The sequence below is a fragment of the Mycobacterium sp. genome (genome assembly GCF_049647605.1).
Classification (GTDB): Bacteria; Actinomycetota; Actinomycetes; order Mycobacteriales; family Mycobacteriaceae; genus Mycobacterium.
The window spans coordinates 1-19,179 of sequence record NZ_JBARXZ010000046.1 but is presented as its reverse complement, the minus strand read 5'-3'; the positions used below and the strand labels follow the sequence as shown (position 1 = coordinate 19,179).

Annotated in this window: 16 protein-coding genes and 3 pseudogenes; 15 read left to right on the top strand and 4 right to left on the bottom strand. The window is 66.3% G+C overall.

Annotated features, from left to right (window positions below; translation table 11 throughout):
• Positions 1–74: 74 nt before the first annotated feature.
• The 5 genes from WBB07_RS06225 to WBB07_RS06205 all read left to right on the top strand — a co-directional run bounded on the left by WBB07_RS06225 (position 75) and on the right by WBB07_RS06205 (position 4,823).
• Positions 75–1,679, top strand: a complete 1,605-nt coding sequence (locus WBB07_RS06225; protein ID WP_526305791.1) for an MFS transporter — start codon at positions 75–77, stop codon at positions 1,677–1,679.
• Positions 1,680–1,733: 54 nt separating this feature from the next.
• Positions 1,734–2,342, top strand: coding sequence for a class I SAM-dependent methyltransferase (locus tag WBB07_RS06220; protein ID WP_526305789.1), 609 nt, complete (start codon positions 1,734–1,736; stop codon positions 2,340–2,342).
• A gap of 143 nt (positions 2,343–2,485) precedes the next feature.
• Complete coding sequence (locus WBB07_RS06215; protein WP_526305787.1) at positions 2,486–3,037, top strand: hypothetical protein; 552 nt, start codon at positions 2,486–2,488, stop codon at positions 3,035–3,037.
• 33 nt (positions 3,038–3,070) lie between these two features.
• Positions 3,071–4,066, top strand: a complete 996-nt coding sequence (locus WBB07_RS06210) for an NAD(P)H-quinone oxidoreductase (RefSeq protein WP_526305785.1) — start codon at positions 3,071–3,073, stop codon at positions 4,064–4,066.
• Positions 3,975–4,823 carry an NADPH-dependent F420 reductase gene (locus WBB07_RS06205; protein ID WP_526305783.1) on the top strand — a complete coding sequence of 283 codons (849 nt, stop codon included), beginning with the start codon at positions 3,975–3,977 and terminating at the stop codon, positions 4,821–4,823. Before WBB07_RS06210 ends, WBB07_RS06205 begins: the two co-directional genes overlap by 92 nt.
• 16 nt (positions 4,824–4,839) lie before the next feature.
• Here WBB07_RS06205 and WBB07_RS06200 read toward each other — a convergent pair whose 3' ends face one another.
• On the bottom strand, positions 4,840–5,454 hold the full coding sequence (locus WBB07_RS06200) for a dihydrofolate reductase family protein (protein WP_526305781.1): 615 nt from the start codon (positions 5,452–5,454) through the stop codon (positions 4,840–4,842).
• A gap of 266 nt (positions 5,455–5,720) precedes the next feature.
• Between WBB07_RS06200 and WBB07_RS06195 the strand changes: the two genes are divergently transcribed.
• Both WBB07_RS06195 and WBB07_RS06190 read left to right on the top strand, forming a co-directional pair.
• Positions 5,721–7,754 carry a toprim domain-containing protein gene (locus tag WBB07_RS06195; protein ID WP_526305779.1) on the top strand — a complete coding sequence of 678 codons (2,034 nt, stop codon included), beginning with the start codon at positions 5,721–5,723 and terminating at the stop codon, positions 7,752–7,754.
• Positions 7,755–7,765: 11 nt separating this feature from the next.
• Entirely contained in the window at positions 7,766–9,901 is a 2,136-nt protein-coding gene (locus tag WBB07_RS06190) for a DNA gyrase subunit A (RefSeq protein WP_526305777.1), read from the top strand.
• A gap of 76 nt (positions 9,902–9,977) precedes the next feature.
• Here the strand turns inward: WBB07_RS06190 and WBB07_RS06185 are convergent, their stop codons facing one another.
• Together WBB07_RS06185 and WBB07_RS06180 are read right to left on the bottom strand one after the other, a co-directional pair.
• On the bottom strand, positions 9,978–10,826 hold the full coding sequence (locus WBB07_RS06185; protein WP_526305775.1) for an HpcH/HpaI aldolase/citrate lyase family protein: 849 nt from the start codon (positions 10,824–10,826) through the stop codon (positions 9,978–9,980).
• 183 nt (positions 10,827–11,009) lie between these two features.
• Positions 11,010–11,891 (bottom strand): LysR family substrate-binding domain-containing protein, encoded by an 882-nt coding sequence (locus tag WBB07_RS06180; RefSeq protein ID WP_526305774.1) that lies wholly within the window; start codon positions 11,889–11,891, stop codon positions 11,010–11,012.
• 76 nt (positions 11,892–11,967) lie between these two features.
• Between WBB07_RS06180 and WBB07_RS06175 the strand changes: the two genes are divergently transcribed.
• The 4 genes from WBB07_RS06175 to WBB07_RS06160 are packed head-to-tail and all read left to right on the top strand — an operon-like array spanning position 11,968 to position 15,426.
• Positions 11,968–13,179 (top strand): thiolase family protein, encoded by a 1,212-nt coding sequence (locus WBB07_RS06175; protein ID WP_526305772.1) that lies wholly within the window; start codon positions 11,968–11,970, stop codon positions 13,177–13,179.
• Complete coding sequence (pcaD, locus tag WBB07_RS06170; RefSeq protein ID WP_526305770.1) at positions 13,176–13,946, top strand: 3-oxoadipate enol-lactonase; 771 nt, start codon at positions 13,176–13,178, stop codon at positions 13,944–13,946. The genes WBB07_RS06175 and pcaD overlap by 4 nt, the downstream gene beginning before the upstream one ends.
• Positions 13,943–14,725, top strand: coding sequence for a CoA transferase subunit A (locus WBB07_RS06165; RefSeq protein WP_526305768.1), 783 nt, complete (start codon positions 13,943–13,945; stop codon positions 14,723–14,725). The genes pcaD and WBB07_RS06165 overlap by 4 nt, the downstream gene beginning before the upstream one ends.
• On the top strand, positions 14,722–15,426 hold the full coding sequence (locus WBB07_RS06160; protein WP_526305766.1) for a CoA transferase subunit B: 705 nt from the start codon (positions 14,722–14,724) through the stop codon (positions 15,424–15,426). The genes WBB07_RS06165 and WBB07_RS06160 overlap by 4 nt, the downstream gene beginning before the upstream one ends.
• Here WBB07_RS06160 and WBB07_RS06155 read toward each other — a convergent pair.
• A pseudogene (locus WBB07_RS06155) lies at positions 15,366–15,680 on the bottom strand (helix-turn-helix transcriptional regulator); the annotation flags it as partial. The gene WBB07_RS06160 and the pseudogene WBB07_RS06155 overlap by 61 nt on opposite strands.
• Positions 15,681–16,080: 400 nt before the next feature.
• Between WBB07_RS06155 and WBB07_RS06150 the strand changes: the two are divergent.
• From WBB07_RS06150 to catC, 4 genes and pseudogenes are all read left to right on the top strand, one after another.
• A pseudogene (locus WBB07_RS06150) lies at positions 16,081–16,995 on the top strand (LysR family transcriptional regulator).
• Positions 16,992–18,110 carry an enolase C-terminal domain-like protein gene (locus WBB07_RS06145; protein ID WP_526305764.1) on the top strand — a complete coding sequence of 373 codons (1,119 nt, stop codon included), beginning with the start codon at positions 16,992–16,994 and terminating at the stop codon, positions 18,108–18,110. Before WBB07_RS06150 ends, WBB07_RS06145 begins: the two are co-directional and overlap by 4 nt.
• Positions 18,044–18,765: pseudogene (gene catA, locus WBB07_RS06140) on the top strand (catechol 1,2-dioxygenase). Before WBB07_RS06145 ends, catA begins: the two are co-directional and overlap by 67 nt.
• A 1-nt stretch (position 18,766) precedes the next feature.
• The gene (gene catC, locus WBB07_RS06135) at positions 18,767–19,057 is read left to right on the top strand and encodes a muconolactone Delta-isomerase (RefSeq protein ID WP_526305930.1); all 291 of its coding nucleotides are present in this window, start codon (positions 18,767–18,769) and stop codon (positions 19,055–19,057) included.
• The last annotated feature ends 122 nt before the right edge of the window (positions 19,058–19,179 follow it).

Sequence of the window (19,179 nt, the reverse complement as noted above, 5' to 3'; positions counted from 1 at the left end):
GTTGCGACGAGTCCACAGACGACTCACCGAGTGCCCTTCTACAGTGATCGAATGGCCTTGGACAAGAGCCGCGGATGACGTCGGCGCACACCGCGGCACCGCCGACGTCGACGTGGGCGCCGCTACGATCGCCGGTCTACCGAGCACTGTGGATCGCGCAACTGGTTTCCAACCTCGGTACCTGGATGCAGACTGTCGGGGCCCAGTGGATGCTTGTCGGCGATCCTCGCGCAGCTGTTCTGGTTCCCTTGGTGCAGACCGCCACGACGCTGCCGGTGATGCTGCTGGCGCTGCCGTCAGGTGTGTTGGCCGACCTCATCGACCGACGGCGGCTGCTGATCGCGACCCAAGGCGCCATGGCGGCGGGCGTGGGGCTGCTCGCCTCGCTGACAGGTGCCGGGCTGACAACGCCGGCTGTGCTGTTGACACTGTTGTTTGTCATCGGCTGCGGGCAGGCGCTCGTCGCGCCCGCCTGGCAGGCGATTCAGCCTGATCTTGTTCCTCCTCAACAGATTCCGGCTGCAGCTGCGTTGGGCAGCATGAGTGTCAACCTGGCACGTGCCATCGGGCCCGCGATCGCCGGACTGTTGGTGTCGCTGTCGGGCCCGACCCTGGTCTTTGCGCTCAACGCGGTGTCCTTCGTCGGGATCGTGATCGTGCTCGCCTGCTGGCGCCGCGCCCCCGTCGAGCACAACTATCCTCCCGAGCGGGCCCTGGCGGCGCTGAGCGCCGGCGGCCGGTTCATCCGGAGTTCACCGATCGTACGGCGGATCCTGCTGCGGGCTGCGTTGTTCATCGCCCCCGGAAGTGCAGTGTGGGGGCTGCTACCGGTGATCGCCAAAGACCAACTGGGACTGTCGGCATCCGGCTACGGGCTCCTCTTGGGCGCTCTCGGCGCTGGTGCCGTGCTGGGCGCTTTCCTGCTGTCGCGGTTGCGGTCCCGGTACGGTCAGAACACGTTGCTGACGATGGCGGCCATGGGCTTCGCCGCTGCGACCGTCGTGCTGGCGCTGATCCCCAACTTCGTTGTCGTGTTACTGGCGCTGCTGGTGGGCGGCGCCGCCTGGTTGCTGTCGCTGTCGACGCTCAACGCCTCGATGCAGCTGAGTCTGCCGGCCTGGGTACGGGCCCGCGGATTGTCGGTGTACCAGTTGGTGTTCATGGGTGGCCAGGCGATGGGCTCGCTGGTGTGGGGATTGGTCGCCGGAGCCACCACGAGCGTCACCAGCCTGTTGATCAGCGCGGCGCTGCTGGTGGTCTGCGGGCTGTCGTCGTTGTGGTGGCCACTGCACGCCAAAACCGGTGGCCTGGACCTGACGTTGTCGTCGCATTGGCCGGAACCGAACCTGATATTCGACCCCGAGCCCCTCGACGGTCCGGTACTGGTGATCACGTCTTACCGCGTCGCCCCCGCAGATCAGGACGGCTTCTTCAGGGCGATGGACGTATTGGGCCGATCCCGCCAACGGACCGGCGCATCACAGTGGCGACTGTTCCGCAGCATCGAACACGAGTCGACGTTTGTCGAAACGTTTGTGGTGCGCTCCTGGGGTGAGCATCTGCATCAGCACTACACCCGGCAGACCGGTCAAGACCGGATCATCGAGGAGGCCGTCGAGCGATTCACCGACGGCGCTCCGGTCTCCGAGCACTATCTGGCGGTGCACCATTCACCGTGAGGCCGCAAGAACAGACCCGCTGACTGCTCAGATCAGCTGCGACAAGGTGGCATGGTGACCAGCCAGGGCCCAATCACGCGTTGGAACAACAACATTCACTACCACCGGGTGATCCTCGAGGCCATTCCGGCAGCGGCGCGCACCGCACTCGACGTCGGCACCGGTAATGGACTCCTGGCTGCCGACCTGCACAAGCTTCTGCCCGAGGTGACCGGACTCGATGCCGACGCCGACGTACTCGAATCCGCCCGCCGCGAGGATCCCGAGGTGAACTGGCTGGTCGGCGACATCATGACCTACCCCTTCGAGCCCGCCTCCTTCGACGTCGTCGCCTCCGTGGCGACGATCCACCATCTTCCTGACGTCACGCAGACCCTGACCCGCCTGGCCGAACTGGTGGCGCCGGGCGGCGTCCTGGCCGTCGTCGGCCTGGCCAGGAGTACCCGCCCCGGCGATGCGCTCTATGACCTCGCCGGCCTCGTCCAGCAGCAGAGATTCAAGCGGCGATACGGCATCTGGGAGCACTCGGCGCCGATTTTCTGGCCGCCGCCTCATAGTTACGCCGAGGCGCGTCGCGCGGCCCGCCAGGTACTTCCCGGTGCCAGATGGACCCGGCTGACGATGTGGCGCTATGCACTGATCTGGGACAAGCCGACAACTTGAGGGGGTGCTAGCACTACCTGCTCGGTCACGACAACGTCATTGTGGGCTCAACGGCGGTCCCGACATGCTTGTTTCGTCGGTCCGCCACTCGTGCTTCGTTTCGATGGACCCGGCACTCATGGGAACTACGACAGGAGCGATGGATGAGCACCGAAGTGCACGAAGATCTGGTCCTCTCGCATGCAGTTGTCACCGCGGAGGTGGAGACGTCGTTCGATGATGTCGACATTGCTCAGTGGTTGAAAACTCTTCCAACTCACGAGTATCAACGCTGCGCGCCCGGTGATCACAAAGCCGCCGGGTACACAGTCGACGACGACGGAACACCGATGTCGATCAATGTCGAGATGATCGGCACCGGCCTGGTGATCCAGCAGTATCGGTTCGAGGTTGCCGAAGCCCACTACTGCAAGATGGTGTCGTTGTCGGACATCCTCACCCCGTCGGGATGGACCACAACACAAGTCATCTGGGAACTCAGGATGGAGCGCCTCGACGGTGGCCGGTGCCGGTATACCAACACGGTGACCTCCCATCCCACCGACGACTTCCTGAAGTTCATCGCCGACAACGGACAGACCTTCAACGAAGCGGCAGCGGCTCGACAAGCGGCCTCGGGCACGCACTGCCGGGTCGAAACCCCGCTGTACGCCAGCAGCATTGCCCGCTGGGCGGCCGCACACGCGGTGAAGTGACGATTTGACCGACATACGGCGGAAGGAAGTGCAATGCCCTCAGCGATACTGTTCGACCATCCCGGTCCCCCGAATGTCCTGCATTGGTCTGCGGTGGAACCGCTGCATCCTCGCCCCGGCGAGGTTGTGGTCACGGTGGCGGCAGCTGGTGTCAACAATGCCGATCTCCTGCAGCGCCGGGGACACTACCCGGTTCCGGCGTGGGCACCGCGTCCGTTGGGATTGGAGTGCTCAGGCACCATCACCGAGGTCGGTGCCGACGTCACCGGCTGGTCACCAGGGGATCAGGTGTGCGCGCTGCTCGACGGCGGCGGCTACGCCGATGAGGTCGCCGTCCCGGCCACCCAGGTCATGCCCATCCCCGCCGGCCTCACCAGCGTGGAGGCCGCCGCCGTCCCCGAGGTCGCAGCGACGGTGTACTCCAACCTCGCCATGATCGCCGGGCTCACCCGAGGCGACAGCGTGCTGATCCACGGGGCCGGCGGCGGGATCGGCACTTTTGCCATCCAGTGGGCAACCGCGATCGGCGCCCAGGTGATCACCACCGCGGGCAGCGACGCCAAAACTCAGGCGGGTCTCGATCTGGGAGCAACGACCGCGATCAACTACCGCACCCAGGATTTTGTGGCCGCAACTCTCGCAGCGACCGACGGCCGTGGAGTCGACGCCATCCTCGATGTCGTGGGTTCGGACTACCTCGGCCGGAATCTGGAATGTCTGGCACCTGATGGACATCTGGTGATCATCGGCGGGTCGACCACTCCGGTACTGCTCGACGTCGGCCTGTTGATGTCCAAACGGGCCAGCGTGACCGCAACCATGCTGCGGGCGCGTCCCGTCGATCAGAAGGCCGACATCATCGCGGGCGTGACCCGCGACGTCCTGCCGCTGTTCGACACCGGCGCCGTCCGCGTGGTGGTCGACACGGTCGTCCCCATTGCCGAGGCTGCACGCGCCCACCAGCTCTTGGAATCCAAGGGCACCGTCGGCAAGGTCATCCTCGACAACCGGGGCAACCCTGAAACCTGAACGGCAAGAACAGAAAGCACCGGACCGGAACAGCCGCCCCCTCCGCGATGTCGCCCGACAGAGGCATCAAACGGCTCGGAGGCGAAACATGAAGATCGGCATCATCGGAGCAGGTCACATCGGCGGCACGCTGACGCGTCGGCTGCGCGAACTCGGACACGAGGTCACGGTGGCAAACTCGCGCTCCCCCGAAACCCTCACAGACCTCGTCAACGAAACCGGAGCCGGCGCGGCGTGGGCCAAAGACGCGGCAGCCGATGCCGACCTGGTCATCGTGAGTATTCCGCAGAAGAACGTTCCCGACCTCGCCGACGGAATCGTCGACGCGCGTAAACCGGGCGCCCCGGTGATCGAGACCAACAACTACTACCCACAGCAACGTGACGGTGAGATCGCCGCGATCGAGGACGGCCAGGTCGAGAGCGCGTGGGTTGCCAAGCAGATCGGCGCGCCGGTGTACAAGGTGTTCAGCTGGATCTTCTGGAAGCATCTACTCCAGCGGGGAACACCCAGCGGAACTCCGGACCGGATCGCACTTCCGATCGCCGGCGCCAACGGATCGGGTCGCGACCGGGTCCACGGGATCGTCGATGAACTCGGCTTCGAGCCGGTTGATGCCGGACCGATCTCCGAATCGTGGCGGCAACAGCCCGGGACACCGGTGTACGGCAAGGACTTCAACGCAGCCAACACCCGCAAGGCGCTCGCCGAGGCGACGCGCGACCGTACACCCGACTGGTCCGCCCGCACGGCGTGACCCGTCGGGAGCTCCATCATCGAACGACCCGGTACCTCAGGTGCGCGACACCCGGGGCCTCCAGCACGCGGACCAGCTCCAGTGTCGGCGCGCCCGGGGCGAAACCCTCGAACAAGCGCTCCCCCGCTCCCAGGATGGCAGGGCTCACCTGAAGATCGATCTCGTCGACGATTCCTGCCGCTATCGCTTGACGTGCACAACTTGCACCGCCGGCAATCGAAATGGGTCCACCTGAGGCAACGGCAGTCGCCTGCTGATATGCAGATTCGATGCCGTCGGTGACAAAGAAGAAGGTGGTCCCGCCCTTCAGCTCGATCGGCTCATGGGCGTAATGGGTCAGTACGAAGACCGGGCAGTGATAGGGCGGCTCCTCACCCCACCATCCCTGCCACGGTCTGGCGCCCCAGGCACCACGAATGGGGCCGAACATGTTGCGTCCCATTATCGTTGCCGTCATCCCGTCCATCATCTCCGCGGCAACCTGCCGGTTGACCGGGTGATCTTTCTCGGGGCCGATGTGCCACCGGTGGACCGCCTCGCCGCCCACTCCCAGCGGGTGCTCTTCGCTCTGATGCGGTCCGGCCACGTAGCCGTCGGCCGAGACGGACATCGACAGATTTGTCCTGTTCATGGTTGCCTCCGCAGGATAGGACCGATCCGATCATGACACCTGTCTGGACCTCCGCGCGTGGCAAAACTCATCGTCGAACACCGGGCCGGTGACGCTGGGGATCCGCAACGATGTCGGGCCCACCGTCTACCATTCCCCCGGGCAGACCCGTGGTTGCCGGGCAGACCGCCCACCGCACCCCTGCGCGCTTCGGCACTTGCCACCCGGCAACGAGGGATCCAGCCGGCACGGATGGATCCGACCTGCACCGATGGAAAGGACGAGCAGTGAGTTACACCGCCGCCGACATCACCGAGCTCGACGATGTCCAGCACACACGCCTGCGGCCGGCGGTGAACCTCGGTCTGGACGTGCTCAACACCGCGCTGCGCGAGCTGGTGGACAACGCAGTCGAAGAGGTCGCCGATCCCGCCCACGGTGGCTCCACCGTGACCATCACCCTGCACACCGACGGATCGGTCAGCGTCGCCGACGACGGCCGGGGCCTTCCCGTCGACTCCGACCCGGTGAACGGGAAGAACGGCATCGTCAAGACGCTGGGCACCGCGCGGGCAGGTGGGAAGTTCTCCGCGCACACCGACGCGGCCAGCACCGGCGCCGGCCTCAACGGCATCGGTGCGGCGGCCGCGGTGTTCATCTCGGCGCGGACCGACGTGACGGTGCGCCGGGCCGGGAAGACCTACCTGCAGAGCTTCGGCGGCGGCTATCCCGGGGTGTTCGAGGGTAAGGACTTCGACGCCGACGCCCCGTTCACCCGCGCTGACACGCAGAAACTGCGCGGCTCCGGTAACCGCAAACCGGACGTGCACGGCACCGAAGTGCGCATCCTGTTCGACCCGACGGTGGTTCCGGATTCCAGCGTCGACATCAACGAAGTCCTGCTACGGGCGCATGCCGCCGCCCGGATGTCGCCAGGGGTCCACCTGGTCGTCGTCGACGAGGGCTGGCCCGGCGAGGACGTCCGGCCCGAGCTGATCGAGCCGTTCAGCGGCCCCTGGGGCACCGATACCCTCCTGGACCTCATGTGCACCGCCGCCGGCACGCCGGTGCCCGGCGTGCGTGCGGTGGTGGAGGGCCGCGGCGAGTACACCACCGGGCGCGGCCCCACCCCGTTCCGGTGGTCGTTGACCGCCGGCCCCGCCGAGCCCGCCACCGTCGCCGCGTTCTGCAACACCGTGCGCACCCCCGGTGGTGGATCCCATCTGACTGCCGCCCTCAAGGGCCTGTCCGAGGCGCTGGCCGACCGCGCGTCCCGTATCCGCGACCTGGGCCTGGCCAAAGGCGAGGACGGCCCGGAAGCACAGGACTTCGTCGCGGTCACCGCGCTGGCCGTGGACACCCGGGCTCCCGATGTGGCCTGGGACTCGCAGGCCAAGACTGCGGTGTCATCGCGGTCGCTGAACGTCGCGATGGCCCCGGACGTGGCGCGCAGCGTCACCATCTGGGCGGCAAACCCGAGCAACGGCGACGCGGTATCTCTGTGGACCCGGCTGGCTCTGGAAGCTGCGCGGGCACGGCGCAGCGCCGAGGGCGCCAAGGCCCGGTCCCGGGCGGCGTCGAAAGCCAAGGGCCTGGGGACAAACCTGTCGCTTCCGCCGAAGCTGCTACCCAGCCGGGAGACCGGGCGCGGGTCCGGAGCCGAACTGTTCCTGTGCGAGGGCGATTCCGCGCTGGGCACCATCAAAGCGGCGCGTGACGCCACCTTCCAGGCGGCCTTCCCGCTGAAAGGCAAGCCGCCCAACGTCTATGGGTTCACCATCAACAAGGCCCGGGTCAAGGACGAGTTCGATTCGATCGAGCGCATCCTGGGCTGCGGTGTTCGGGACAATTGCGATCCGGAGTCGTGCCGTTACGACCGGATCCTGTTCGCCTCCGACGCCGACCCGGACGGCGGCAACATCAACTCGAGCCTCATCTCGATGTTCCTGGACTTCTACCGACCACTGGTCAAGGCGGGGATGGTCTATGTCACGCTGCCGCCGCTGTTTGTGGTCAAAGACGGCCAAGAGCGCATCTACTGCCAGGACGAGTCCGAACGCGATGCCGCGGTGGCTCAGCTGAAAGCCACCTCGAAACGCAAAGTGGAAGTGCAGCGCAACAAGGGTCTCGGCGAGATGGATGCCGATGACTTCTGGAACACCGTGCTGGATCCGCAGCGGCGCACCGTGATTCGGGTACACCTCGATGACGGGGATCCGAAGTTGCACCACACTCTGTTCGGTGGGCCGCCGGAGGGCCGGCGCACGTGGATGGCCGAGATCGCCGCCCGCGTCGACACCACTGCTCTCGACCTCAGCTAGGAAGAAGGACTGTGACCGCCACCCTGGACATTCCTGAGCAGAACCCGGATCTGGTGCTCGCCCAGAGCGCCGATGACTATTGGAACCATTACCAGCTGACCTTCGCCCTCTACAGCGTCAGCGACCGTGCGATCCCGTCCGCGTTCGACGGCCTCAAGCCCGGACAGCGGCGGCTGCTGTACCAGATGTACGACTCCAAACTACTGCCCGGCAACAAGCCGCAGAAGTCCTCGAAGGTCTGCTCGGCTGTCACCGGCAACCTGCACCCGCACGGCGGAGCGTCGATGTACGGGGCCGCCGCACTGCTGGCCGCCGAGTTCCAGCGAGTGAAAGTCATTGACGGACAAGGTGCTTTCCCGCGTATCCAGGGTGACATTCCCGCCGCCGACCGCTACACCGAGATGCGGTTGTCGGCTCCCGGGGCGGCTCTGACCGCCGAACTCGCCGATCACGCCGTCCCGATGGTCCCGACATTCGACGGAGAGTGGACCGAGCCGACGATGCTGCCGGCCCAGTGGCCGGTCCTGCTCTGCAACGGCGCGGTTGGCATCGCCGAAGGCTGGGCCACCAAGGTGCCGGCCCACAACCCCCGTGAAGTGATGGCCGCCTGCCGGGCGTTGCTCAAAACCCCGAACATGACCGATGACAGGCTGGTCAAACTCATGCCCGGTCCCGACTGGGGCTGCGGAGCCAGCGTCGTCGGCACAGCCGGCCTGCGCGAGTACATGACGACCGGCCGTGGCGCTTTCACCGTTCGCGGCACGGTATCGGTCGACGGGAAGAACGTCGTGATCACCGAGCTGCCGCCGGGAGTCGCCAGTAACACTGTGCAGGACAGGATCCGGACCCTGGTCGAGTCCGGTGAACTGTCCGGGGTGGCGGACATGTCGGATCTGACCGACCGGCGCAATGGGCTGCGCATCGTGGTCACCGCCAAACGCGGCCACAGTGCCGACACCATCCGTGAGCAACTGCTCGCCCTGACTCCGCTGGAGTCGACTTTTGCCGCCAGCCTGGTTGCACTCGATGAAGACCGGGTGCCCCGCTGGTGGTCGGTGCGCGAGCTGATCTCCGCATTCCTGCATCTGCGCGATTCAGTGGTGCTACATCGCAGCGAATACCGGCTGGAGAAGGTCACCGCGCGCCGCCACCTGGTGGCCGGCCTGATGCTGATCCACATCGACATCGACACTGCCGTCGCGATCATTCGTAACTCCGACACCGTCGATGACGCCCGCCAGGGACTGCAGGAGCGTTTTGTGATCGACGCCGAGCAGGCTGATTACGTTCTGGGGCTGCAGCTTCGGCGGTTGACCAAGCTCGATGTGATCGAACTCCAGACCGAGGCAGAGAAGCTGGACGCCGAGTTCGCGACGTTGACCGAACTGGTGTCCAATCCCGACGCACGTCGAACAGTGATCGACAAGGAACTGGTGGAGACCGCAAAACTGTTCAAAGGCCCGGAGTTCGACCGCCGTACGGTGCTGGACTTCGACGCCACCCCCACGACCTTCGGCGCCGACGAGGACGGCGCCCGGGAACGAAAGGTCAACGCCGCATGGCGCCTCGATGACCGCGGTGTGTTCTCCGACAGCCACGGCGAGCTGCTCACCTCAGGTCTGGGTTGGGCGGTGTGGACCGACGGCCGCATCAAGTTCACCACCGGCAACGGGCTGCCCTACAAGACCCGCGACATCCCGGTGGCACCGGATATCACCGGCCTGCTGCGCTCCGGGGTGCTGCCTGATGGCCACCATATGCTGCTGGTCACCCGGCGCGGCAAGGTTCTGCGGATCGACCCGGCCGCGGTGAACCCGCAGGGCGCTGCCGGTAACGGTGTCGCCGGAGTGAAGCTGGGCGCGGGCGATGAGGTCATTGCGGCATTGCCGCTCACCTGTGATAACGGCGAGGCCATTCTGTCGATCTCCGAAAAGGGCTGGAAGGTAACCGAAGTGGCCGATATCCCGGTGAAGGGCCGCGGCGGCGTCGGCGTCGGGTTCCACCCGTTTGTCAACGGCGAGGAAGCGCTGCTCTCAGCGACGGTCTCGGTCACCGGTTTTGTGCGTGGCAACAGAGCAGTGCGGGCTGAAAAACGGGCAAAGGCTTCGGTGAAGGGTTCCGGCGGCGACGTGACACCTGCCCCGTAGGGGCCGGCTCTCCGTCACATGACGGGACACAGCTGCGCTGGGTGACGGCACCGCGCCGGCGCTCGGCGGGGGCGGTTCAGCCGAGACCGAGTTTGACGGCGAGTTCGAGCACCGCTTCGGCGCGGGCCCGGGTGGGACCGACACTGCCGTCGTAGGGGCCGGTGGGCGCATCCAGCCGGGCGAGCGTGCAACGCGCCTCGTCGATCTCCAGCTGCGACGGGCTGAGCAGGCTGTTGATGGTCTCGGCGTGCTCGGGAGCCAGACACAGCCGTCCGGTCATACCGGCAGCTTTGGCCACCGCGGTTTCCCGGGCGAGGTGGCGTGTCTGTGCACGCAGAGTCGGCCCGTCGATGGGCGCGGGGAGCCCCGCGGCGCGGCTGGCGATCACCAGGCGTGCCCGGGCGTAGGCGAGCACCGTCGGGTCTTCGCTCATCCCGGTGTCTCGCCGGAAATCACCGACCCCGAAGGCGATTCGAGAACATTCGGAGGTCCGGGCAATCTCGGAAGCCGATTCCATCCCGAGCGCCGATTCGACCAGCGCCACCAGGGGTGTACCGGCAGGCAGCCGCGCGGCGGTTGCGGCGACGTCGTCGGCGGATTCAGTCTTCGCCAGCATCACGCCGATGAGACCTGGCGCCTGGGCCAGCGCATCCAGATCAGCCGACCAGGCAGATGTGCTCACGCTGTTGATCCGCACCCACCCCTGGCCCGAACCCAGCCACTCCGCCACCGACTGGCGACCAGCGACTTTCTGCGCCTCCGGCAGCCCGTCCTCGATATCTAAGACAACCGCATCAGCGCTGCCGGCGACCGCGGCGTCGTAAGCTCGGCCCCCGTTCGGGATCCCCGGCTGCAACAACCACGTCCGGGCCAGCGACCAGTGCGGCTCCCGGACTCGCTCGGTGACCTGCGATGAGACTGTCAAGACTCGGACCTTTCGCTCGGCGACTCGGTCCATCGTCCGGCGTCGACGACACCGCCACCAGATTGCGCACATATTGTTCACGCTCTGGACGGGTTCGCAGCAGCGTCAGCCGGCTTGTTGGCTCCTCTTCGACATGAGGTTGCGGAATCGTCGACTCGATCGACCCACGGAATCCCCTCGGCATCAGGTGATCTCGCGGAGAACCTCGAGCACATTGGCGATCAACGGCGAGACCTCGGAGCTGCGATAGGCCACCAACAACTCGATGGAGGCCGCGGCCGGCGACAGCGGCCGGTAGCAGACCCCGGCAATGTCCAACTCGGAGGTGGGCTCCGGCACCACCGCCACGCCGAGCCCCGCCGCCACCAGTGTCACCAGGGTGGAGGTCTCCTCCACATCATGCTGCACGCGTGGTGTGAAACCGGCCTCCTCACACAACGTCGTCAGCAGCGCACCCATTCGTGAGCGGCCATGCCCGGCGTGGCTGATGAAGTCCTCGTCCCGCAGATCGGCGGGGTCCACGGTGTCCCGGGCGGCCAGCGGATGCTCGGCGGGCAACGCGACGAGCAAGCGGTCGGTTCTGATCACCTCGGCCGCGATGCCTGGATCGAGGACCGGCGGGCGCAGCAGGGCGATGTCGATCTGGCCGGCGTGAAGCGCGATGAGCTGCGCCGGCGCCAACATCTCACCGCGCACGCTCAGGTCGACATTCGGCAGCGTCTTCCGCAACGCCCGCACCAGCTTCGGCAGCAGCGAGTAAGTGGCCGACCCGACGCAGCCGATCACCAGGCGGCCTTCGGCCCCATTGGCGATCCGGCGAGCCTGGTCACCGGCGTCGTCCACCGCGGCCAGGATCTCGACCGTTCTGGTGAGAAACGCCCGCCCGGCCGGGGTCAGCTCGACATTGCGGGTCGATCGTGTCAGCAAGGTGACACCGAGTTCGCGTTCCAGGGCCCGGATCTGCTGCGACAGGGGCGGCTGAGCCATGAGCAACCGCTCCGCGGCCCGGCCGAAGTGGAGCTCCTCAGCAACAGCGCGGAAATATCTCAGATGGCGAAGCTCCACAATTAGGACCCACTAGCTCTCAATAGAGTCGATTTAAGTATTTCACAATATCGGCCACGCTCCCTACCGTCGAGATATGGATGCCGTGATCTGCAGTCCCGTCCGCACTCCGGTTACCAGGATGGGCGGCGCGTTGTCGACGCTGACGGCCACCGATCTCGCCACAGCGACATTGCGCGCGCTGGTGGAGCGCACCGGTCTCGGCGAGGGTGACGTCGACGACGTGATCCTGGGCAACGGCTACCCCAGCGGTGAGGCGCCGGCGATCGGTCGAATTGCCGCGTTGGACGCCGGCCTCGGTATCGGTGTCCCCGGCCTCCAGATCGACCGGCGATGCGGGTCCGGCTTGCAGGCCGTGCTCTACGCCGCAGCTCAGGTGGCGACCGGGGCCGCGCGCGTGGTCGTGGCGGGCGGCGCCGAGTCGATGTCCAATGTCGAGCACTACGCACTGGGCCTGCGGACCGGCGTCCGCCAGGGCGGGATTGCACTGCAGGACCGACTGGATCGGGCTCGCGAAACAGCGGGCGGTGCCTCACATCCCATCGTCGGTGGCATGATCGAGACCGCCGAGAACCTGCGTCGCGAATACGGCATCTCCCGAGACCAGCAGGACGAGCTGTCGGTGCGGTCGCATCACCGCGCCATCGCAGCCCATGAATCGGGCCGGTTCGCCGACGAGTTGGTGCCGGTGACCGTGGCCGGCAAGCGCGGTAAACCCGCCGTCATCGTCGACCGCGACGAACACCCCCGCGGCGACATCAGCGTCGAGAAGCTCGCGGCGTTGCGACCGATCCGCGCGAAGATCGACCCCGAATCGACCGTCACCGCCGGCAATGCCTCGGGTCAGAACGACGGCGCCGCAATGTGTGTGGTGACCACCGCCGCAGACGCCGAGCGGCTGGGGTTGACCCCCATGCTGGCGCTGAGATCGTGGGCAGTCCACGGATGCGCTCCGGAGACCATGGGCCTGGGGCCCGTCGGCGCCGCCGCCGCCGCCCTCGAGCGCGCGGGACTCGGCCTCGACGACATCGACCTCATCGAACTCAACGAAGCGTTCGCCGTGCAGGTGTTGGCGGTGCTCGCCGAGTGGAAGATCGACCCCCTCGACGATCGCCTGAACCCATGTGGCTCCGGTATTTCGCTGGGACACCCGATCGGCGCCACCGGTGCCCGGATCTTGGCAACCGCCGCCTACGAAGCGCGTCGGCGTGACGCGCGCACTGTCCTGGAAACCATGTGCATCGGCGGCGGCCAAGGCCTGGCAGCCGTATTCGAGGTCCTCCGATGACCGCGGTGCCTGTCCACGCCATCGTCACCGGGCGAGCTAACGGGCCGGTGGTGGTGCTGTCGAACTCGCTCGGTTCCACCCACCGCATGTGGGACGCCCAAATCCCGGAACTCGAAGCACATTTCCGCGTGGTGCGCTATGACACCCGCGGCCACGGCAACTCACCGGTGCCCAACGGGCCCTACTCGATCGACGATCTCGCCGATGACCTGATCGCGCTGCTGGACCGGCTCGGCGTCCAGCGGGCCCATCTGGTGGGCCTGTCCCTGGGTGGAATGACCGTGATGCGGGTAGCCAGCCGCAACCCCGAACGGGTGGCGCGGCTCGCACTGCTGTGCACCAGCGCGCAACTTCCGCCGGCACAGGCCTGGACCGACCGCGCCGCGCTGGTACGCGAGCACGGCAGCCCGGCAGTGGCCGCCGCCGTCGTGCAACGGTGGTTCACCCCGAGCCACCTGGATGCCCACCCCGAGAAGGGCGGTGCTTACGCGGCCATGATCGGAGCCACCCCGGCCGAAGGCTATGCCGGCTGTTGCGAGGCGATCGCCACATTGGATCTGCGAGAAGAGCTTTCCACGATCGCCGCGCCCACCTTGGCAATCGCCGGCGCAGACGATCCGGCGACCCCGCCGGCCAAGCTCGAGGAGATCGTTGCGCGTATCCCGAACGCCACGCTGCTGAGGGTCGCGAACGCAGCCCACCTCGCCAACGTCGAACAATCCGACATCATCACCCCGGCGCTCATCGAACATCTGGAGCAACAATGACTGTGAACAAGGTCGTGCCGTCGGCAGCACATGCGGTCTCCGACATCCCCGACGGCGCCAGTCTGGCAGTCGGCGGCTTCGGGCTGGCCGGCATTCCCTGGTTCCTCATCGAGGCCCTGCTCGAGCAGGGTGCCACCGACCTGACGATCGTGAGCAACAACTGCGGGGTCGACGGCGCCGGACTGGGCCTGCTGCTGGAGGCACACCGCATCAGCCGGGTCATCGCCTCCTATGTCGGCGAGAACAAGGAGTTCGCCCGTCAGTACCTGAACGGCGAGCTGACCGTCGAGTTGACCCCGCAGGGCACGCTGGCAGAACGCCTGCGCGCCGGCGGAAGCGGCATCGGCGCGTTCTTCACCCCCACCGGCGTGGGCACCATGGTGGCCGACGGCGGCCTGCCGTGGCGCTACAACCCCGACGGCAGCGTCGCCCTGGCGTCACCGCCGAAAGAGGTCCGCACCTTCGCCGGCCGACAGATGCTGCTCGAAGAGTCCATCGTCACCGACTTCGCGCTGGTGCGCGCCGCCGTCGCCGACACGGCCGGTAACTGCGTCTTCCACGCAGCAGCACGCAATTTCAACCCTCCGGCCGCGATGTCCGGGCGACTCACCATCGTCGAGGCCGAGAAGGTGGTCGAGGTGGGCGAGCTGCATCCCGACGAGATCCACCTGTCCGGCATCTTCGTCCGTCGCGTCGTCGAACTGACACCAGTTCAGGCCTCCCGCAAGGAGATCGAGAAACGCACTACGCGGCCCCGTCCCCTGGAGGCACTTTCATGAGCTGGACCCGTGACCAGATGGCCGCCCGCGCCGCCCTGGAGTTGCATGACGGTGATTACGTCAACCTCGGCATCGGCCTGCCGACGCTGATCCCCGACCATCTGCCGGACGGCTCGAGCGTCACGCTGCATGCCGAGAACGGCATCCTCGGCGTCGGCCCCTTCCCGTACGACGACGAGGTCGATCCGGACCTGATCAACGCGGGCAAGCAAACCGTGTCGGTGGTCGCCGGGGCGTCCTATTTCGATTCGGCCACCAGTTTCGCGATGATCCGCGGCGGTCACGTCGATGTCGCGGTGCTGGGTGGCATGCAGGTGGCCGCCAACGGCGACCTGGCGAACTGGATGGTGCCCGGTTCCATGGTCAAGGGCATGGGCGGCGCGATGGATCTGGTCAGCGGCGCCGGCCGGGTGATCGTGCTGATGGACCACACCTCGAAATCCGGTGCGGCAAAACTTGTTCTCGACTGCGATCTGCCCTTGACGGGTAAGGCCGTCGTGAGCCGCGTCATCACCGACCTCGGGGTGTTCGACATCACCGGAACCGGCTTCGAGGTCGTCGAACTGGCCGACGGGGTGTCCTATGACGAGGTGGCGGCCAAGACCGGCGCCCCCATCACTGACGGACGTCAGCGGCGCAGTGCGGCCACCTCACGGTTCGAAAGCCCTCGAGCAACAAGGGTTGAGACCGCCTCCTCCTGAGGGGTCAACTGCACGTTGTCACGGGAGCCGCGAACCTGGTGCAGACCACCGGTTTTGAGCTCACCGTCACAGCGTGCGACGTAGGTCTGCGCACCCAGCGACAGATAGATCTCGCGGGCAGTGCTGATCACCCTGTCCGCTTGGCGGCGCTTCCCGGCACGGCGCAGGGTCTGCCCGAAAGCAGAATCCACCCGAGCGCTGCCGTAGCGCAGTGGTAGCCCGTTCAACAGATCCAGCACCAATTCTTCATCGCGGCAACGGATCAGTGAATGCAGGACATGGCGTTGCGGCACCAGCGCCGCGTTACGCAACGGGGTCTCGCGCAGGCTCTCCACCGCAGGAACACTTGCCGCGGCCGCCACGCAGTCCCCCGCGGCGACCAGCGCGTCCGACGAGCGAGCCAGATACTCGTCGCGCATCACCGGGTCAGCGGTCAGCCGTGCCGCATCGCGGAACGATATCGCCGCCTGGGCCCACGCCCCTTCCGCTCCCTGATCAACAGTTCGCCGACAGGAGCCGAACCGCTCGGGGAGAAAACTATTAATCGATGCCATCGATTAATAGCGCGACTATTTGTCCTTGTCATCAATGGATAAGGGTCTTACCGTCGACGTGCGGGCCGTCACACCCGCCTTTCGAACGAATGGAAATCTCATGGAACTGCGACACCTGCGGTAATTCGCCGCGGTCGCCCGGACCTGTCATTTCGGGCAGGCAGCTGAGCAGCTCCATGTCGCGCAGCCGGCACTGTCGTATGCGATCCGCCAGCTCGAAGCCGAACTCGACGTCACCCTCTTCAACCGGACCACCCGGCAGGTCTCCCTGACACCGGCCGGCGAGTTCCTGCGTACCGAAGCCGCGCGGATCCTCGCCGGCGTCGAAGATGCCGAACGCGGGGTCCGCCGCATCGCCGCGGGACGTAGTGGACTGCTACGGGTGGGTCTGACAGGTACCGCCACCTTCTCGCACCTACCCCGTATCGCCCGCGTCCTCCGCGAAGAGCTTCCCGGAGTGGCGATGGAATTCCAGTCGGATATGCTCACCCCGGCACAGTGCGATCAGCTTCGGTCGGGCTCGGTTGCTCTCGGCGTGCTGCGGCCGCCTGCCATCGGCGAGGGCATCGAGCTGCGCAGCATCGATATCGAGCCCCTGGTCCTCGTGACGTCCGCCGATCACCGACTCGCAGCAGAGCCCGTCGTCTCCATTGCGGATCTGCGAAACGAATCCTTCATCGCCTACGCCAGTCGGGATTCGGCCGTGAACGACGCGGTGTGGCGGGCCTGTAAGCGCGCCGGCTTCGTGCCCCACCGTGAACATTCCGCTCCGGGAACTGCGGTGTTGCTGGCCTTGGTGGCCGCCGGGTTCGGTGTCGCTGTGTTGCCGGCATCGGTGCGGTCGTTACCGTTGCAGGGCTTGGTGTTTCGTGGCCTGGCCGACGGCAGGAACATCGAGCTGGCGCTCGCCTGGCGGCACGGTGGCGACAACCCCGTGCTCGACGCCGTGCTCGGTGTCCTGTCAACCATCTTCGCTCCTCGGACATCGAAGAGCCCGTTAGGAGAATCGTCGTGAAAATCACTGCAGTCGACGCCATCCCGTTCACCGTCCCGTACGTCAAACCGTTGAAGTTCGCCTCGGGCCAGGTGCACAACGCTGACCACGTGCTGGTCCGGGTCCACACCGACGACGGCATCACCGGGGTGGCCGAAGCGCCACCGCGGCCGTTCACCTACGGCGAGACACAGACCGGCATCATCGCCGTGGTGGAGCAGCTGTTCGCACCGGCCCTGGTCGGCCTGACACTGACCGAACGTGAGGTCATCGGCCACCGGATGTCGCGGACCGTCGGCAACCCGACTGCCAAATCCGCTGTCGACATGGCCATTTGGGACGCACTGGGCAAGACGCTGGAACTCCCCGTGACAGGCCTGCTCGGTGGCTACACCGACCGGATGTGTGTCAGCCACATGCTGGGGTTCGACGACCCCGCAGCGATGGTCGCCGAAGCGGAGAAGATCCGGGATCTTCACGGCATCAATGTCTTCAAGGTCAAGGTCGGCCGCCGCCCGGTGACGCTGGACACCACGGTGGTGCGGGCGCTGCGGGAACACTTCGGCGACGCCGTCGAACTCTACGTCGACGGCAACCGTGGCTGGACGGCAGCGGAATCACTGCGCGCGATGCAGGAGATGGCCGACCTCGATCTGCTGTTCGCCGAAGAGTTGTGCCCGGCCGACGACGTGTTGGGACGCCGATGGTTGGTCGAGCGCCTCGAGGTGCCGTTCATCGCCGATGAATCGGTGCCCTCACCCGCCGATGTCACGCGGGAGGTGCTGGGAAGATCCGCGACTGCCGTGAGCATCAAGACCGCCCGGACCGGGTTCACCACCTCGCAGCGGGTCCATCATCTGGCCGAGGGCCTCGGACTGGAGGTGGTGATGGGTAACCAGATCGACGGGCAGATCGGCAGCGCTTGTGCTGTCACCATCGACAGCCATCCGAGCTCGCGACCGCGGCGGCATCCGGCGCCTCGGCCACCGAACGATTCCACGCCGACAAGTCTCCGTACGCTGCGGTCAAGGACACCGCTCCGGAGCGAGTCAGCCTGCTGGCCCGCGAGGTGCTGTCCGCCGTGCATGACACCATCCGCCGCCACCGCGTCAGCTATGACGAGTACAACGCCCTGAAGGCGTGGATGATCGATGTCGGCCAGACCGGCGAATGGCCGTTGTTCCTGGACGTCTGGGTCGAGCACGTCGTCGAAGATGTCGCCACCGATCACCGCACCGGAAACAAGGGCACCATCGAAGGCCCTTACTACGCACCGAATGCACCGGAGCTGGGCGCCACGGGCACCATCCCGATGCGCGACGACGAACAGGGCACCCGCCTGGTGTGGCGCGGCCGCATCACCTCGACCGACGGCACCCCGCTGCAGGGAAAGATCGAGCTGTGGCACGCCGACGACGACGGCTACTACTCCCAGTTCGCGCCGGGCATCCCGGAGTGGAACCTGCGCGGCAGCTTTTCCACCGGGCCGGACGGCGAATTCGAGATCACCACGATCCGCCCTGCGCCGTACATGATTCCCACCGACGGGGCCTGCGGCAACTCATCTCGGCAGCGGGATGGCATGCCTGGCGTCCGGCTCACCTGCACGTCAAAGTGTCGGCACCGGGCCATGAGCTGCTGACCGCACAGTTGTATTTCCCGGGGAACGCCCACAACGAGGACGACATTGCCAATGCCGTCAAACCTGAGCTGGTCCTCGATCCCGAGACCGAGGCAGACGGCTCGCAGACCGTCACCTACGGTTTTGCGCTCGATCCCGAGCGGGGCTGAGGTGCTGTTCCACGTCCACATGCAGGTCAACATCCCCACTGATCTGGATCCGCAATTCCGCGACGAGCTCGTCGGCCGGGAGAAGGCCTACTCCCAGGATCTACAGCGCAGCGGAAAATGGCCACACATCTGGCGGGTGGTGGGCGAGTACGCCAACTACTCGATCTTCGATGTCGAATCCAATGACGCCTTGCACCAGATCATTTCCAACCTGCCGCTGTTCCCCTACATGGACATTCGGGTCACTCCGTTGGCTACCCATCCCTCCGATGTGAGACAGGATCACGCTTAGCCTCGATCCGTGGACTGACCTGATGGATGTGGTTCTGAGGTGATGGCGCCGGTCGGTCGTTGTGCTGGCAGCGGGTAGCTGCTGGTCTGCCCAGCTTTTCCTGTGTGCTCCGGTAGGGCCTG

Excerpts from the sequence above, each read along its gene's own strand:
- WBB07_RS06225 (WP_526305791.1), top strand. The coding sequence starts at position 75 with ATGACGTCGGCGCACACCGCGGCACCGCCGACGTCGACGTGGGCGCCG.
- WBB07_RS06215 (WP_526305787.1), top strand. The coding sequence starts at position 2,486 with ATGAGCACCGAAGTGCACGAAGATCTGGTCCTCTCGCATGCAGTTGTC.
- WBB07_RS06210 (WP_526305785.1), top strand. The coding sequence starts at position 3,071 with ATGCCCTCAGCGATACTGTTCGACCATCCCGGTCCCCCGAATGTCCTG.
- WBB07_RS06200 (WP_526305781.1), bottom strand. The coding sequence starts at position 5,454 with ATGAACAGGACAAATCTGTCGATGTCCGTCTCGGCCGACGGCTACGTG.
- WBB07_RS06175 (WP_526305772.1), top strand. The coding sequence starts at position 11,968 with ATGGATGCCGTGATCTGCAGTCCCGTCCGCACTCCGGTTACCAGGATG.
- pcaD (WP_526305770.1), top strand. The coding sequence starts at position 13,176 with ATGACCGCGGTGCCTGTCCACGCCATCGTCACCGGGCGAGCTAACGGG.
- WBB07_RS06165 (WP_526305768.1), top strand. The coding sequence starts at position 13,943 with ATGACTGTGAACAAGGTCGTGCCGTCGGCAGCACATGCGGTCTCCGAC.
- WBB07_RS06160 (WP_526305766.1), top strand. The coding sequence starts at position 14,722 with ATGAGCTGGACCCGTGACCAGATGGCCGCCCGCGCCGCCCTGGAGTTG.